The organism is Aquibacillus rhizosphaerae (genome assembly GCF_030282825.1).
GTDB lineage: Bacteria > Bacillota > Bacilli > Bacillales > Amphibacillaceae > Aquibacillus_C > Aquibacillus_C rhizosphaerae.
In genome coordinates, this window is the sequence record NZ_JASTZU010000030.1 from 17,573 (window position 1) to 33,709 (window position 16,137).

The 16,137-nt window shown below is 37.4% G+C and carries 14 protein-coding genes; 8 read left to right on the top strand and 6 right to left on the bottom strand.

Going from position 1 to position 16,137, the window contains the following annotated elements; all coding sequences use genetic code 11:
- Window positions 1-15 precede the first annotated feature (15 nt).
- From QQS35_RS08720 to QQS35_RS08740, 5 genes are all read right to left on the bottom strand, one after another.
- Window positions 16-1,629: a (2,3-dihydroxybenzoyl)adenylate synthase gene (locus QQS35_RS08720; protein ID WP_285931598.1), complete on the bottom strand. Its 1,614-nt coding sequence runs from the start codon at window positions 1,627-1,629 to the stop codon at window positions 16-18.
- Between the two features lie 5 nt (window positions 1,630-1,634).
- Window positions 1,635-2,822 (bottom strand): isochorismate synthase DhbC, encoded by a 1,188-nt coding sequence (gene dhbC / locus QQS35_RS08725; protein WP_285931599.1) that lies wholly within the window; start codon window positions 2,820-2,822, stop codon window positions 1,635-1,637.
- Window positions 2,823-2,848: 26 nt separating this feature from the next.
- On the bottom strand, window positions 2,849-3,622 hold the full coding sequence (locus QQS35_RS08730; protein WP_285931600.1) for a 2,3-dihydro-2,3-dihydroxybenzoate dehydrogenase: 774 nt from the start codon (window positions 3,620-3,622) through the stop codon (window positions 2,849-2,851).
- 615 nt (window positions 3,623-4,237) lie between these two features.
- Entirely contained in the window at window positions 4,238-4,981 is a 744-nt protein-coding gene (locus QQS35_RS08735) for a YqjF family protein (protein ID WP_285931601.1), read from the bottom strand.
- 234 nt (window positions 4,982-5,215) lie between these two features.
- Window positions 5,216-6,817 carry a tetratricopeptide repeat protein gene (locus QQS35_RS08740; protein ID WP_285931602.1) on the bottom strand — a complete coding sequence of 534 codons (1,602 nt, stop codon included), beginning with the start codon at window positions 6,815-6,817 and terminating at the stop codon, window positions 5,216-5,218.
- A gap of 237 nt (window positions 6,818-7,054) precedes the next feature.
- Between QQS35_RS08740 and QQS35_RS08745 the strand changes: the two genes are divergently transcribed.
- Window positions 7,055-7,519 carry a DUF4190 domain-containing protein gene (locus QQS35_RS08745; protein ID WP_285931603.1) on the top strand — a complete coding sequence of 155 codons (465 nt, stop codon included), beginning with the start codon at window positions 7,055-7,057 and terminating at the stop codon, window positions 7,517-7,519.
- 244 nt (window positions 7,520-7,763) lie between these two features.
- Here the strand turns inward: QQS35_RS08745 and QQS35_RS08750 are convergent, their stop codons facing one another.
- Entirely contained in the window at window positions 7,764-9,806 is a 2,043-nt protein-coding gene (locus QQS35_RS08750) for a bifunctional diguanylate cyclase/phosphodiesterase (RefSeq protein ID WP_285931604.1), read from the bottom strand.
- A 457-nt stretch (window positions 9,807-10,263) separates the two neighbouring features.
- Between QQS35_RS08750 and QQS35_RS08755 the strand changes: the two genes are divergently transcribed.
- The 7 genes from QQS35_RS08755 to QQS35_RS08785 form a co-directional block, all read left to right on the top strand.
- Window positions 10,264-10,428, top strand: coding sequence for a hypothetical protein (locus QQS35_RS08755; RefSeq protein ID WP_285931605.1), 165 nt, complete (start codon window positions 10,264-10,266; stop codon window positions 10,426-10,428).
- A 54-nt stretch (window positions 10,429-10,482) separates the two neighbouring features.
- Entirely contained in the window at window positions 10,483-10,605 is a 123-nt protein-coding gene (locus QQS35_RS08760) for a DUF6254 family protein (protein WP_285931606.1), read from the top strand.
- Between the two features lie 582 nt (window positions 10,606-11,187).
- Complete coding sequence (locus tag QQS35_RS08765) at window positions 11,188-12,306, top strand: phosphate/phosphite/phosphonate ABC transporter substrate-binding protein (protein ID WP_285931607.1); 1,119 nt, start codon at window positions 11,188-11,190, stop codon at window positions 12,304-12,306.
- A 136-nt stretch (window positions 12,307-12,442) separates the two neighbouring features.
- The gene (gene phnC, locus QQS35_RS08770) at window positions 12,443-13,225 is read left to right on the top strand and encodes a phosphonate ABC transporter ATP-binding protein (RefSeq protein WP_285931608.1); all 783 of its coding nucleotides are present in this window, start codon (window positions 12,443-12,445) and stop codon (window positions 13,223-13,225) included.
- Window positions 13,215-14,030: a phosphonate ABC transporter, permease protein PhnE gene (phnE, locus tag QQS35_RS08775; protein ID WP_285931609.1), complete on the top strand. Its 816-nt coding sequence runs from the start codon at window positions 13,215-13,217 to the stop codon at window positions 14,028-14,030. The genes phnC and phnE (QQS35_RS08775) overlap by 11 nt, the downstream gene beginning before the upstream one ends.
- 16 nt (window positions 14,031-14,046) lie before the next feature.
- Entirely contained in the window at window positions 14,047-14,850 is an 804-nt protein-coding gene (phnE, locus tag QQS35_RS08780; RefSeq protein ID WP_285931611.1) for a phosphonate ABC transporter, permease protein PhnE, read from the top strand.
- Between the two features lie 177 nt (window positions 14,851-15,027).
- The coding region (locus QQS35_RS08785; protein ID WP_285931612.1) for an IS1182 family transposase at window positions 15,028-16,137 on the top strand (1,110 nt) is incomplete at its 3' end.

A 16,137-nucleotide genomic window follows, 5' to 3' on the forward strand; every position in this document is an offset into this window, starting at 1 on the left:
CCTTTCTCATTAATTTTAATGGCTTAACTGCTCTTCAATTAGTTGCCTTAGCTTCTTCTTACTCACCTTCCCAAGTGCGGTTTGTGGGAATGAATTGATCCATTCGACCCGATCCGGTATTTTGTAAGCCGCCAATCCACGTTCATGAAGAAACTTACGGATTTCTTGGGATGCTTGGTGCTCCCCTTTTGGTATGATAAATGCACACGAACGTTCGCCGAGGTATGGATCTGGCATAGAAACAACTGCTGCGTCAAAGACACTAGGATGAGCTAATAGATGGTTTTCCACTTCTTCAGCAGCAATTTTCTCGCCACCACGATTGATTTGATCTTTATCCCTTCCTTCAACAATGATGTAGCCCTCTTTGTTCAAACGAACAAGATCCCCTGTTCGATAAAAGCCATCATCGGTAAAGGACTTTGCATTATGTTCATCTGCTTTATAGTATCCACGTATTGTATATGGACCTCTTGTTAGCAGCTCCCCAACTTCACCTGGTGGAACATCCTGATCATCCTCATCAACGACTCTAATTTCGTCATAGGGAGACATCGGACGCCCTTGCGTATGGACAATGATTTCCTCTGGATCGTCGAATCGCGTATAATTAACAAGTCCCTCAGCCATGCCAAAAACTTGCTGCAACTTACACCCGAAAGCAGGCTGTATCCGTTTCGCACTTTCTGCACTAAACTTCGCTCCCCCTACTTGGATCACTTCCAAGCTAGACAGGTCATCATGACGATTTTTCACTGCTTCTGTCCACATTATGGCGATTGGCGGTACCATTGCTGTAAAGGTTACGCGCTCTTTTTCGATTAGTGAGAATGCCTGGTCTGGGCTTGGACCACTAGATAAAACGATACGTCCACCCGCATAAATCGTCCCTAACACACCAGGTGAGCTTAATGGAAAGTTATGTGCTATCGGTAATACTGCCAAATAAACACTCTCCTCCGTTAATGCGCACACTTCATTACTCCTTCTTAAGCTATAAATATAATCATCATGCGTCCGTGGGATAAGCTTAGAAAGTCCAGTGCTACCACCCGAAAGCTGTAAAAAAGCTACATCGGATGGATGAATCGTAGATGGAACAAATGGTGTATCTTTATACAATTTTAATAATGGAACAAACTGTTCTGCATCACCCTCGACAATAACATGCTTCAGCGTCCTTACTTCCTTTTTAACCAGCTCTGCCATCGAAAGGTAGTCAAAACCCGCGTACGTGTCAGGTATAATTAATGCTTTTGCCTCGGAAAACTCGCAAAAGTGACGCACCTCGCTATAGCGGTGGGATGGGAGAGCGAAGACAGGCAAAGCCCCTATATTAAATAATGCAAAAATCACTTCAAAAAAAGCGACTTCATTCGGCAACTGGACAACTACTCGGTCGCCCTTCTCCATTCCAACTTGTTGAAATCCTGCTGCTAATTGTTCTACTCTTTCTTGTAGATGTGCATAACTAATTTCACCAGTATTACTTGTAATTACCGTCTTATCTCCATATTGAATAGCTCGGCTTTTTAGCATTTCTGCAAACGTCTCCCCTCGCCAACAGTTCTGTTGGCGATAAAAGTCTGCAAATTCACTTGGCCATGTTGGACAACCTTCCACGTGCAACCCTCCTATCTATTATGAATTCCCATTGCCTTTAGTATCGTTTGAAATTTAGCTCCTGTTTCTGCTAATTCTTCCTCTGCCTTTGATCCAGCAACAACACCAGCACCAGCAAAGAGTCTAATAGAATGATCACAAACCTCTGCACAACGAATCGTTATCACCCATTCACCGTCCCCGTGTTCATCACACCAGCCCACCATCCCAGTGAAATATCCTCGTTCAAATGCTTCGATATTTCGAATAGCTTGATGTGCTACTGTAGCAGGATAGCCACAAACAGCTGGGGTCGGGTGAAGCGCAGAAGCAAGTGCTAGTGAAGAAGTGTTGGCTTCTTTTACTGTCCCTTTTATTTCTGTGGATAGATGCCACATTGTTTCGGTTTGAATAAGTGTAGGTTTTTTTGGAATATCGAGCTTGTCGCACAATGGTTGAAGCGCCTCTTCAACTGCATGGACCACAATTGCATGTTCATGAAGGTCTTTGGTAGAGTTTAATAGTTCATTTGCGCGCCGCTGGTCCTCCATAGGATCCTCACTACGGGGACGGGAACCTGCTAACGGATTTGCTATGACGATACGACCTGATTTAGAAACGAGTAGTTCAGGACTTGCTCCAATTAAGGTCCGATGACCATTACTTTTATCATTTGGTAGATCAATAGAGAAGGTGTATCCTTGTGTATTATGTCTAGCTAGTTTCGTTAAGATAGGTTTTATTTGAATAGGTTCCTTCGATTTGATATCTAAGGAGCGTGAAAGTACAATTTTCTCTAACTCTCCACTATCAATAAGTTCAAGCCCTTTATTGACACCATCCATGTAGATGTCCGGTTCTGGTATTTCTTGAACTGAGTATGAAGATAAAGCATTTGCCTCTTCTTCGACATCACACCAATCTAACTTGCTAGCTATCTTCATTTCATTCGGGACCACTAAGTGTACTTGTTCGTCAGGGTCAAAAGGAAAAACACCAATAACAACAGGCTTAGGATGCCCATCCTTCTTAGCACGGTGGATCGTTGTTTGAACAGTTTCTGCTAGATTCGTAGATTTTCGAAGTGTTTCAGCTTCTACTTTAGCAAATATTCCTCTACCTCTTATTGTTTGGTTGGGAGAAGCTAAAAAGTAATCCCCTAGCTTATAAAGGTCTAATAATTTATTACCCACTAGTTTAGAAGTTTCTGTTATACTCAATGACTCACAACCTCCTTCTATTTTGGTCAAACACCGAGTGTAGCGCCGCCATCCACACACACATCCTCCATTGTCATCTGGCCGGCATTATCCGATGCCACAAACAGGACTACATTCGCGACATCTTTTGCTTGTCCTAGTTTTCTGAGCGGAATACCTACTCGATATGCCTCCGGCGTTCCATTTATTGACTGTTCTGCTCCGTTATCATCTGTCCAAAGCTTGCGCAACATATCTGTTTCCGTTGAGCCTGGCGATACAATGTTGCAACGTATATGATAGGAAGCTAGCTCAAGCCCTAAACATTTGGTAAACATGGTAGCTGCAGCCTTAGATGCTGCATAAGCTGCCATCGACATTCTAGGCATACGCCCTGCATTTGAACTTACGGTAACAATTGAGCCTTGCTTTCTTACTTTCATTCGTTTACTAACCGATTGACTAACAAGGAATAGTCCGGTGGAATTGACAGCAAACGTTTGATCCCACACCTCTTTTGTCAGAGCATCAACGGGAGCTACATGCAGGATTCCTGCAACATTCACCAATATGTCAATTGATCCAATGCTAGTTTCAACAGTATCAACTAGTCCCTCGACTGCCTTAGCATCACTAATATCAATACAAAATGGATAGACGTGTGACCTTCCCTGCTTTAAACGTTGTAAAGCTTCTTCCTGACGATCCACTGCGACTACCTTAGCCCCGTGATTAATAAATGATTCCACAATTTCACTTCCAATTCCGCCAGCAGCACCTGTTATAACTACTGTTTTACCAGATATACCTTCTAGCTTCATGTTGTTCCTCCTTTCTTCAATTGGCTTGAACACATAATTGATAATGATTATCATTTTCATGTGTTTATGTTACAAATGATAACTGTTCTCAACGAACTTCTCAACCCTCTCTCACTTTTTTGAAAATTTAGACTCATTTAATTTACATTTTTTACCTTTTTAACCTGTCCTTTGGAATGAGTTCTTGCCTTTTTCTATGTAAATTGAATCAATAACCAATTAGAATATACAGTCAAAGTAATGGGGAAGAAACAAAAGAAGCTACTATCCAGACATTCTTGTACCTAGGAAAGAATTACACGGTTCCAGCTACCATTAATTCGATGGCAACACTTAGAGTGAATAGAGGATGGTTGAAAGTAGGTTGGTATTAGGGTTGGTATAGGTGTCTATTTTGGTTAAATAAGTAGTTTTTCCTGACAAACGGTACAGTATTCATTCCTTACTAAAAAGAGCGAGAGTACCTAAATGAGTAATCTCCATCCAAGTAATCTCGCTCTATTTTTCTTTAATATTATCAATAACTATTTCCATACCGTCATTTAGAATCTTGTTTTTCTATATACATGTCTAACCACTTCTCAGGGTATCTAGGAAAACGAACCGGTTAACCTATTACCGGACACGATCTAACTTCCACACAAAGGCGCGAATCGATGGCGAATATAAAAGCAGTGGTTCACTATCGAAATAAGTATCAGGTAAAAATGGAGCGATCTTATTGATTTTGATTTCTGCTTCTGCTTGTTGAAGATCCCACGGTGTGTGATGAATGTCTCCTCGATAAACACGCTGACCTTTCGTTGTCCACAAACAATATCTAGCTGTTAACCAGTCTTCAATGCTTCCTTTTGTAGCAGTAAATACCGGCGATGTTGGGCGATAAGCAACATCGAAGCTTGCACTTAGGTAACCTCGATGTGTCCGTTCACTTTTAAAATCGATTCTTCCATTTATATCTGTCATTTCCATGTCAGCATTTACGTATGGTAAGGAAAATAACTTTCTTGCACCAGCTACCGCTAGTTTATGATTTGCATCTAAAGTAAAAAAGTAAACACCTGGTTTTCCATTAATTTTTACATATGTACGCACATTTAATTCTAGAAAAGACTGAACATAAGGAACCTGCGGGAATCCATGCATCCTAATATTATTCATTGCAAATGGAACAATACCAATCCAACCCGTTCCATCAAATGTATCTAGCTCAAGTGCTGGTGGTATATGCTTTTTAAGTTCTTCAACGGGAATAGGCCAATGCATAAATAGTAATTGATCCCACATTTGAGTCATAAGCCACGGACTCGTTGGAAGGGGATATGGACGATGTTCGATTTGATTAAATTCTTGATACATTTTACTGCCCCCCCTATGAGTTGATTCTCTTTATTATGTTCGTTGTATGTCAGTTTTACCATTAGTGAAAAAGAATTAATACTAAACCAATTCTTTATCTACTTTAATCAATTTCATAATACCAATCTTGTCGTCACCTACAACAATATATAGTTGGACAAAACCATTTCCAAACTATGTATTGTCATAGATGAATGAATAAGGTAATTATGAAATTGACTCACTTATATACTATTATAATTCATTTAGGTTGCCAGTATCTGTGTCTGGATCTGATAATGGGTCTTCCTCTTCAAATTCAAATTCCAATTCTCCTCCATATTCTTCTTCTAGTTCTATAAATTCAATCGTTTGTCGGACTGAATCGAAGTACGGATCATAAAAAGCATACTCAGAGTATCTTGGGTCGATCTCGAATGCTTTCCTTAAAAGTGAAACTGCTTCGGCTGATTGATCTCTATAAGCCACTATTTGTGCTGAGCTGTAATAACCATTTGGATATTCAGGGAAATCTAAAATGATGTCTTCATAGATTGTCAAAGCTTGATCATACTGTTCATTATAGGCATACAAATCTCCTTTATATGTGTATGCTTCCACATTGTTAGGATCAATCCTGATAATTTCATCTAAAGCCTGAATAGCTGAATCCATCTGGCCGGTAAAATCATAGGCATCAACCAGGTACCAATAAGCATCTAAATCATCCGGTACATAGCTAAGGTAGTCATGAAATGCATTTATGGACTTCTGATAGTCTCCCATTTCATAGTAAGTAGTCCCCAACCCATAATACACATGGGCTGAATCTTCTGTAATCTCATATTCTAGAGCTTCATTATAGGCATCTAATGCTTCTGTATGTTTACCTAAATTTAAGTAAGAATGTCCTAAACTTATATATTCATAAGCAGAATTAGGTTCCACGTTCAAAGCTTTATGTAAGGTAGTGTTTGCTTCTCCATTTCTACCCAATTCTATTAATGCCCATCCTTTGTTCGTAAGTGCCGCATCATTCGTCGGGTCAATTTCTAAAATACGATCCAAAATTTCTAAACCGTGCTCATATTCTCCTTGTTCTAACAGATCATAGGCTTCTTCATTAAGCGTAACTAAATCAGCATCGTCATCATCCATAACGAATGAATCAGCAGCATTACTATTTTCTTGAAAACTAGTAGTTGATACATCAGCCTTCTGATCCATAACTACAGCCAAGTGTGTAGTCATTCCATATATATTTACAAAAAAGTAAATGAGGTAGGATACGAGTGCCAAGCTGTAAATAACATAACGAAGCTTTTTAAATCCGTGATATTTAATAAAGGCATACACAGCTATGATAGAGGATGTTATCTGCAGAAAAAACTCTGTAAGAAGTAAGCTATTAAAAAACATCGCATTAAAAAAACTAGTAGAGATCATTGGTATTTCTTCTTGAAATAAACTATTGCCATAAAGTAAGATCTCAACAATCCACAAGATTAAGACAAAGATTAATGGTACTGAAGAAAAAGCACTCATGTTTATCATGTGGTTAAACTTGGCTTTCCCTTTAAATACTTTACCTATCATCAAAGAAAAAAATGCGCCTACGAAAAGTCTCATGTAACCTAAAACCGGACCAATAATAATAGCTTTCAAAAGAATCGATGTTAAAGAATCGTTTTCTCCCCAACTTAATAAGTAGGCGAGTGTTAACCAATGCGTAACACCAATAATAAAAGAGACGCAAAAGATCTGGCTAATGCGTAGCTTTGTATCTTTCTCCATTTGTATTGTTTCTATAGGATTTTTAATCATGTTGATCCAAGGGAATGTAAAGGAATTCTTCATGATATCCTCCTTTCTGCCATCACAATTATACAATAATTCCCACCAAATAAAACCTAAAAATTATATATTTTAACAAATGAGGAAGATATTTCATCAGTACCTGTTGACATGTTCGGCGTACTACCTCATAATCTATTTGATACATAAAGGTAGCAGATTTATATTAATAAAAAATTATAGAGTAATAAACTTTAAGTACGGATAATATAGTAATGAAAAATGAAAGGAAGTTGTAATTTGGAACATGAATACAAAAATACGGAACAAAGTGAAAAACCCGATTTAACTAACGCAACTCAACCAGATCATACACCTCAGCAAACTCGCATAACAAACCAAGCAACACCATCTCAGCAAGTTTATGCCACACAAGAATCGCCTAGAACTGAACAAACTCAGCCAACTGAACACCATTATAAAAATGAATTTAATCAAAGGCATGTCAACACAACAAACGGAAAAGCTATTGCATCCTTAGTTACTGGTATTTTGTCAATTATTCTCGTATATATTGGAGTAATTATTGGAATAGTCGCGATTGTTCTTGCAGCTAAATCACTTAAAGAAATTAAGGAAAACCAACAAGAAGGTCGTGGAATGGCCATCGCAGGGTTAACAACAGGAATTATCGGTACTTCCATTTACGGATTGATATTGTTATTTGTGTTTATCTTTGCTATCTTTGCTGCGTCAACCTATTAATAATAAGGACCGCTAATCATTCTCTTAGAGAAGACCTATGTTGATATTAGGACCATCTTCCTTTCTATCTCTAGGTCTCTCTGAATGTGCCTTTCACCAAAACTTCACACTGATTATCTCGTCTAGCTTCGCATTGCTTTGTACACTCCTAACTACTTTCAAAACGAACATACTCTTAAAACGAGTGCCAGACACCACAAAAAGACAGCTGTCCTTTAATGGTGTCTAGCAAAATCAATCCATATCAAGTTGTTATATGTGTTCTCTCTCGTAGCCAATCTGTTATTTCAGTTACAGTTAGTGGTTTAGAAAAGAAATATCCTTGAACTGCAGGATCTGCAGCCACGTCACTTTTAATGTAACTAAACTGTTCTGTCGTTTCGATCCCTTCAATTACAATATTTAAATGTAAAGAGCTACATAAGGTAATGATTGCATTTAGTACGTCTGAGTCCTTTTTAGACTCCGGGACATAATCCACAAATGTTTTATCTATCTTAATGGTTGAAATCGGAATACGTCTCAAATAAGACAAAGATGATAATCCTGTTCCAAAGTCATCTAAAGCAACTGGGATTCCAAATGAACTAAACTTATGAACCGCATTTATTGCATTTTCGATATCATTGATGACACTAGTTTCTGTTATTTCCAGCTCAATTAGATTAGGGGCCAATTTATATTTGTTAAGATTGCGCTCAATTGCATCTTGTAATTTAAGTGATGTTATATAGGCTCCTGGTATGTTAATCGCAACCTGTACAAAAGGAGTATCATCGAGGACCCATTTTGAAATTTGTTTGCACACTGCTTCTATGACCCAATCGGTTACCTCGAAAATTTTCCCGTTGGACTCAAAAACGGGTATAAAGACACCGGGTGAAATTAAGCCATGCTGTGGGTGATTCCAACGTAACAATGCTTCAAGACCAGTCACTTGCATCGTTTTTGTGCATACTTTCGGTTGATACACTAAAAAAAGTTCATTTTTCTCCATCGCTTGTTGAACATCATTAACCAGCTGTCTTTCTAAACTATACGTATGCACAGAAGCATCGTACTCAATCACTTCATGCTTATATGTAACAGATTGATGTCGAAGTACAGCCATGCAATTTGCAAATGACTGCTTTATATCCTGATTGTCTTGACTTGTTGAAACGGAACAAACAGATTCGATGTTAATGGAGGCATTGCCTATTGTAAAAGGCATCTTGAACACTGAAAGTATTCTTTCTAATGACAGCTTCATCTCCTCATAACTATGATCTTCATTTACTAAAATGGCAAAACGATTTCCTTCTATTCGATACACGACGGAAGAATTAGGTTTTAACCGTTGAATCGTTTCTCCTACTACCTTAATCAATTCATCTCCAAATGAATAGCCTTCTCCTGAAATCCACTTCTCCATGTTATGAATATGCAGAATAGCAAGACTTCCACTTAACGTTTTCTTATCCATATCTTTTTCAAACTGACGCTGATTTTGTAATAATGTCAATGAATCATAATAGGTTAACCGGTAGTCTACATAACGGTCGAGAAGACTTGTTAAACCTGAAATAATTAATAAAATGGATATTCCAAGTGTCACAAAGGTAATTAATAAGGACATATCCATCCCATGCAAATGGTCCATACTTGTATGTATTGGTTCCTCCACATAAAAGACTACAGCTGCCATTCCAGTATAATGCATACTAGTAATAGCAAGACCCATCACGAGAGATGTTACTGCCTTTATTAATAGATTACCCATATACTTCTGTAAAGCTGAGAATATAAATAAAGCAGCATTAGAAGCAAGAATGGCGATTATAATGGATGCAAAGAATAGCAAAGGTTTATAAGAATATGATGCCTCCATTTTCATTGCAGTCATTCCAATATAGTGCATAGACGAAATTCCAATTCCCATAAAAAGTCCTGCAATCGCATAAGGAAAGTTTGTATGGTTTCCTCGATTAGCAATAAAAAATGCTAAATAAGAAGCAGCAATAGCTGGAAATACTGAGATGATTGTTAGTAACAAATCATATTCCATTGGGATTGGTAGCATAAACGCACTCATTCCAATAAAATGCATCGACCATATCCCTAATCCCATTGCTAAAGAAGCAAGGAGTAACCAAAAACTCTTCTTAAAAAAACTATTTTGTTGGATACGTTGATTCATTGATATTGAAGCATAAGAGGCACAGCATGCAATGACTACGGAGAGAATGACAACAGGTATGGAGTAATCTCCATCTAATTGATGCATATTTTCTGGGATGTTAAACATATGATGAGCCTCACTTATTAAACTTTTTATTTCTTTTTATATCGGTTGATTAATATATATATCAAATAGCTGGAAGCAGGGGACGGTTCTCTGCTTCCTTTTTAAGCATTTAAATGCGGTCTCCTTTACTAATCTCTTCATTGCTCATTACGTTGATTTGTTTGGGAAGCTCCTTCAAAAACATGTAGCCTTTTATATGATCTTGCGTTCCTTGACCAGGTTACACTGTTATACAACCCTTCCTTATGCCTAGGAGCTCAATTCCTCCCTTGATTCATACACGTCCCCTGCCTCTTTTCAGGTAATCTCTACTGCCATTTTATGAGAACTGCGGTACATGAAAACTGCTGTATTTTGGCAATTATATGATTGAATCTTGGGTATCTTCATTCATTATTTTCCACACATATTTACTTTCAGCGTGCTCCATACTAAAGCAATAAAAGGAGGTTTGTTTATGGCTAAAAGAAATAAGCAAAATGACGCTCAACAAAAGAATAAACAGGGATTTGACTCTAGCAAGACGGATTCAGAATTCTCTAAGGAATTTGGTAGTGCCAGTGCAAATCGAGCACACAAAAACAAGGCCAAGAAAAAAAGAGAACTTAGAAGCACTGATTAATAATTAATTAAAATAAACTTGCGAACTGCTAGTAAAAAAGGAGCATAATTTACGATGTCTAAATCAAAAAGTCAACGAGAACGACAATGGGAAACAAGAAAAAGATCACAAGACCCACACGGAAAAGTAAAGTCCTTTGAGCAGCTATCCGAAGAAGGTAAAAAAACAGGAAAATAGCAGATGTGGGGACGGTTCTGTGATAGAAAAATCGTCCCCTTATCTACTATAGAAATTATTGTATCCGTTCTATTTCTTTCCACCATAAAATAAAAAATAGAGTTTATATATTTTTGCTCAGTTTCAAAATATTCTTTTTTTATCGACTTTCGTATCAAAATCCGAAAATGAAGTTTATTCCTTTTGATCTTTATAAAAACTATTTTCATCTCTGTTTAGGAAATTATATCTTGAGAATTTCCATTAGCACGATCTCTTCCACATACTTACAATAGTGACCACGTTTCTTCTTTTTCCCCATTACATTAACCCCTTGTTATGTTACACAATGATATTTTCTTTTCTATATATACTAAGTGCATTCTATTTCGACGCCAAATTTTTTATACGCTTTAATGCCGTTCAACAATGGCTTTTTTTCATAGATTAAGCCATCTAACATATTTTATTTCCCATAATTTACAAATTCTTTATAGTAAATACACAAATACTTAATGTTTACTATGTAAGATGATAGATGATTCAACAAATAGTTTCAAAATATACTAGAATCAAAAAATTAGTACAGGGGGGAAATGGATAATGAAAACGAAATTAATGGTTCTTCTAGGATTAGTTTTACTTATCGGATTTATAGCAGGTTGTGGTTCAGAAGAAGAAAGTTCGGAGAATACTGCAAATGCTGAAACAGAAGGTACTGATGATAGTAGCACAACTGGAGAGGAAACTGAAGAAGAAAATGCTGATTCTGGAAATGAGCAAATCGAAACACTGAAGGTGGACTTTGTACCATCTCGTGACCCAGAAGAGATTGTTACGATGACAGAACCTCTTAAAGATCTTTTAAAAGATGAACTAGGTACGCTTGGGTATGATGTAGGCAACATTGAAATCAATGTTGGAACAACTTATGAAGCTGTTGGGGAAGCTCTTTCAGCAGGTACTTCGGATGTCGGTTTGATTCCTGGTGGTACATACGTACTTTATGATGATGGTGCTGAAGTTATCTTAACTGCAACGCGTGCAGCATTATCAAATGACTCTGACTCTCCAAAGGATTGGAATGACAATAAACCTACAGAAGGTTTAGAAGATGAACAAGCAACATACTACCGCAGTTTATTTATTGCTGGACCTTCTGAAAAAGGTCAAGAACTTGCAGAAAAAATTAATAATGGCGAAGCGTTAACTTGGGAAGATCTAAATAGTGCTAACTGGGCTGTGCAATCAACTTCTTCATCTGCTGGTTATATTTATCCAACACTATGGTTACAAGATAATTTTGAAAAAAGCGTTACTGACTTAGACAATACTGTTCAATCTACTGGATACGGTGACTCTTTTGCAAAACTAGCAGCGCAAACAGTGGATATTGTAGTTGCTTACGCGGATGCGCGACGTGACAATGAAGAAGCATGGACAAGTGACTTTGCACGTTCAGCATCGATTTGGGATGAAACAAACGTTATCGGTGTTACACAACCAATTTACAACGACACAGTTTCTGTAAGTAAGAATTCTGAAGTTATGACAGATGACTTAAAAGCTGCACTTCAACAAGCATTTATTAACATTGCTCAAACAGATGAAGGAAAAGAAGTAATTAGTGTGTACAGCCATGAAGGCTATAAAGAAGCAACATCAGCTGATTACGAGGGCGAAAGAGCTGCACAAGAATTTTTAAAAGGGCTTAAAAATTAACTATTTAGGCACTTAGATACAATAAGCTAAGTTTTTATACTACAAATAAAATAAAAATAAGGACATCATGCATCGGTGATGTTCTTATTTTTTCAATTCATCATCAAAGATTTTAATTATAGATTGGAGCAATACCATGATAGAGTTCATGAATGTTGACAAGATTTATCCAAATGGAACACAAGCTTTACAGAATCTCAATTTAAAAATTGAACAGGGCGAATTCGTTGCAGTTATCGGTCTTTCCGGTGCTGGAAAATCAACGCTGATTAGGTGTATTAATCGTATGCACGATATTACGGAAGGTCAACTACTTGTTGATGGAACAGATATTACAAATTTGAGAGGAAAACAAGTTAGGGATTTGCGCAGAAGAATTGGGATGATATTTCAATCGTTCAACCTTGTTACCAGGATATCTGTCATCAAGAATGTCCTTGTTTCGTTTGTCCCAGATAATGCCTTATGGCGTAATATTATTGGGCTTTACACGAAACAACAAAAAGTAAAAGCTTTAGAGGCATTAGATAAAGTAGGAATTCTTGAAAAAGCTTATATTCGTGTCGATCAATTATCTGGAGGACAACAACAGCGTGTAGCATTAGCCCGGACACTTGCACAAAATCCCGCTATTATATTAGCGGACGAGCCCATTGCGTCACTAGATCCAGTGACTTCTAAACTAGTAATGGATGATTTTAAACGAATTAATAAGGAAATGAACATTTCCGTTATTATGAACATTCACCATGTAGAAGTTGCTTTAGAGTATGCCGATCGAATCATTGGTGTCCGTGCAGGGGAAGTCGTATTTGATGGACCAACATCTAAAGTGACCGATGACATACTTCATGATATTTATGGAGGTAATAAAGAATATAAGACGGCATTCGAGGAGAATCATGCACATGTACAATAAAATCTTTCCTCCGAAAAAAATAGCCTTGCCGAACGGGAAAATTGTTCTAGAAAAGCGATCAAAAGCTCCTCTGATTCTACTTATCGTCATGATTGCTGTGTATTATTCTGCTCAAGTCACAGGTTTTAGCTTTGAAGTTATTATTAAACGAATTCATGAGTTCTTTACAATCATTCTAGAAATGCTTAAACCAAACTGGAAGTATTTTGACGATATCATACCGGAACTACTCGTGACTTTAAAGATGTCTTTTTTTGGTTCAGTGGTTGGCGCAATTGTTGCCTTACCTGCAGCAGTACTTGCTTCTACCAATATTATTAAAATTAGAGTGATAGATTCTATTTTTAAGACTGTTCTTAGTCTTTTAAGAACCATGCCAACACTAGTGACTGCTTTAATCGCAACGTATGTTTTTGATTTACCGGCTACAGCAGGAACAATAGCTATTTTTCTGTTCACCATATCCTATGTTGGAAAATTATTATATGAAGCAATTGAGAATGCTGATATGGACTCTTTTGAAGCAATGGAATCGATTGGGATGACGAGAATCCAGGCATTTCGTTATGCGATTATGCCCCAAGTACTCCCCGGGTACCTATCCACTTCTCTATTTTGCTTTGAAGGAAATGTAAGGTACGCAGCCATTCTTGGCTATGTAGGTGCAGGTGGCATTGGTAACTTGATTAATGAAACAATTGGATGGCGTGATTATTCAAGCTTAGGAATGATTGTGATCATGTTAGTCATTACCGTATATACAATAGAAACAATTAGTGAGCACTTTAGGAAAAAGTTAATTTAAAGGAGTAGTTCCTAGTATGACGACAGTAGAAAAGCAACTTTTAGCCGCACCACGTAATTATCGATATCTCCTTACCGTATCAACTATTCTTTTTATTCTGATTGCTTGGTCAGTAACGGAAATCAGTCTTGAAATGAATAATAATGGGATGAAAATTGCCTCTAACATTGCAGGCGGTCTATTACATCCAGACTTAGATTTTTTATTTAACCTCACACAAAATGGTGTGTTGTATTTATTATGGGAAACCCTTGCCATTGCTTTACTCGGAACTTTGGTTGGTGCTGTTTTAGCTGTACCATTGGCATTTTTAGCTGCCTCAAATATTGTTCCAAAACCAGCAGCTTGGCTTACTCGTTTATTACTCATTTTTATTCGAACCATTCCGGCACTTGTTTATGGATTGATGTTTATTCGTGTTACAGGTCCAGGTCCATTTGCAGGAGTATTAACGATCGGAATAACGTCTATTGGGATGTTAGCTAAATTATATGTGGATGCGATTGAGGAATTAGATGTGAAAGTGTTAGAATCCATGACTTCTATTGGTTGTACAACATTTGAGAAAATCCGATTCGGAATTATTCCACAGTTATTATCTATCTTCCTATCTGTAATGATATACCGGTTTGATATGAATATGCGTGAAGCTTCCATATTAGGACTTGTCGGTGCAGGTGGTATTGGAGCACCCCTCATTTTCGCGATGAAAGGCTATAAATGGGAACAAGTTGGCTCCATCCTAATAGGATTAGTTGTACTCATTTTAATCATTGAGTTTATATCAAACAAACTACGTACGAAATTGGTAAATGGCTAATAAGGAAGCAGGGGACGGTTCGGGACCAGTGAAAAAGTCTACGACTTTAACTCAATTATTCAAATTCACTAAACTTTAATAAATTCCACCAAAACTTCGCGATAATTCAACGAGAAAAAACCCCCTGAATGGTATAATTAGTATGACCAAATACCAAACCATTAGGGGGTTTTTTCTATGCTTCGACTAGAGCCAAAACAATTAAGTCTTCATTCTATATTATATAGTAAAATACCAGAAAATCATATACTTAAAACCATTTCAACTGTAGTAGATTTTAGCTTTATCAATAAATTACTAGAGAACAGTTATTGTAAGCAATTTGGACGACCGGCGAAAGAGCCGGAATTGATGTGCAAACTTCTTTTTCTGCAACATCTCTATAATTTATCTGACGAGAAAGTTATCGAAGAAGCCAGCTTGAATTTAGCTTATATGTACTTTATCGGTATTAATCCTGAGGACGATCTTCCTGATAAAAGTCTGCTTTCGAAGTTCAGAACACAGCGTTTAGTAGAAGGATCCCTTGATGAGATGATTACGGAAATTGTTAAGCAATGTGTAGATAAAGGCATCATTGAGGGAAAGAGTGTAAGTATAGATGCCACACATATGGAAGCCAACACCATTAAGAAAACCCCAGAGCGTCTGATGAAACATTTGGGTAAAAACATTATGCAGACCTACGAAGAAGAAACAGGAAAACCGTTAGAAAATGTGCCATCGGCACCTAACTATAAAGAAATTGAGGACCACAACGAAGCGAAAGCTGTGATGAAGGCTTATTTGGAAACAGTGATTGATCAAGCAGAAGAAAAGACTTCTGAGAAAGAATCAAAAACGTCAGAAATCATTCAAAAGGCAAAAGATATTCTTGCTGACCCTAAATTTATGCATCAAAAAGGAGTGCGTTCTCTCATTGATGAAGATGCACGAGTTGGTCGTAAAAGTAAAACCCAAGGTTTTTATGGTTATAAAACGGAGTTTGTCATGACAACAGATGAACGAATTATTACATCTGTTCGAACCGCGAATGGTGCTTATATGGATGGAAGTTATGCCAAAGAAATGTTGGAAGAAACAAAGCGATCTGGTGTGAAGGTGGAAGAAGTCTACGGTGACAAGGCCTATTTCAGAAAGGCAATTCTGAATGTTATAGAAGAAACAATGGCGAAGGCATATATACCAGTAAGTCACTCCGTATACAGAATAGATGAAAGCGAATATACCTATAATAAAGATTCGGATGAATGGTATTGTAGTCAAGGCAATACGACTGTAGACAAA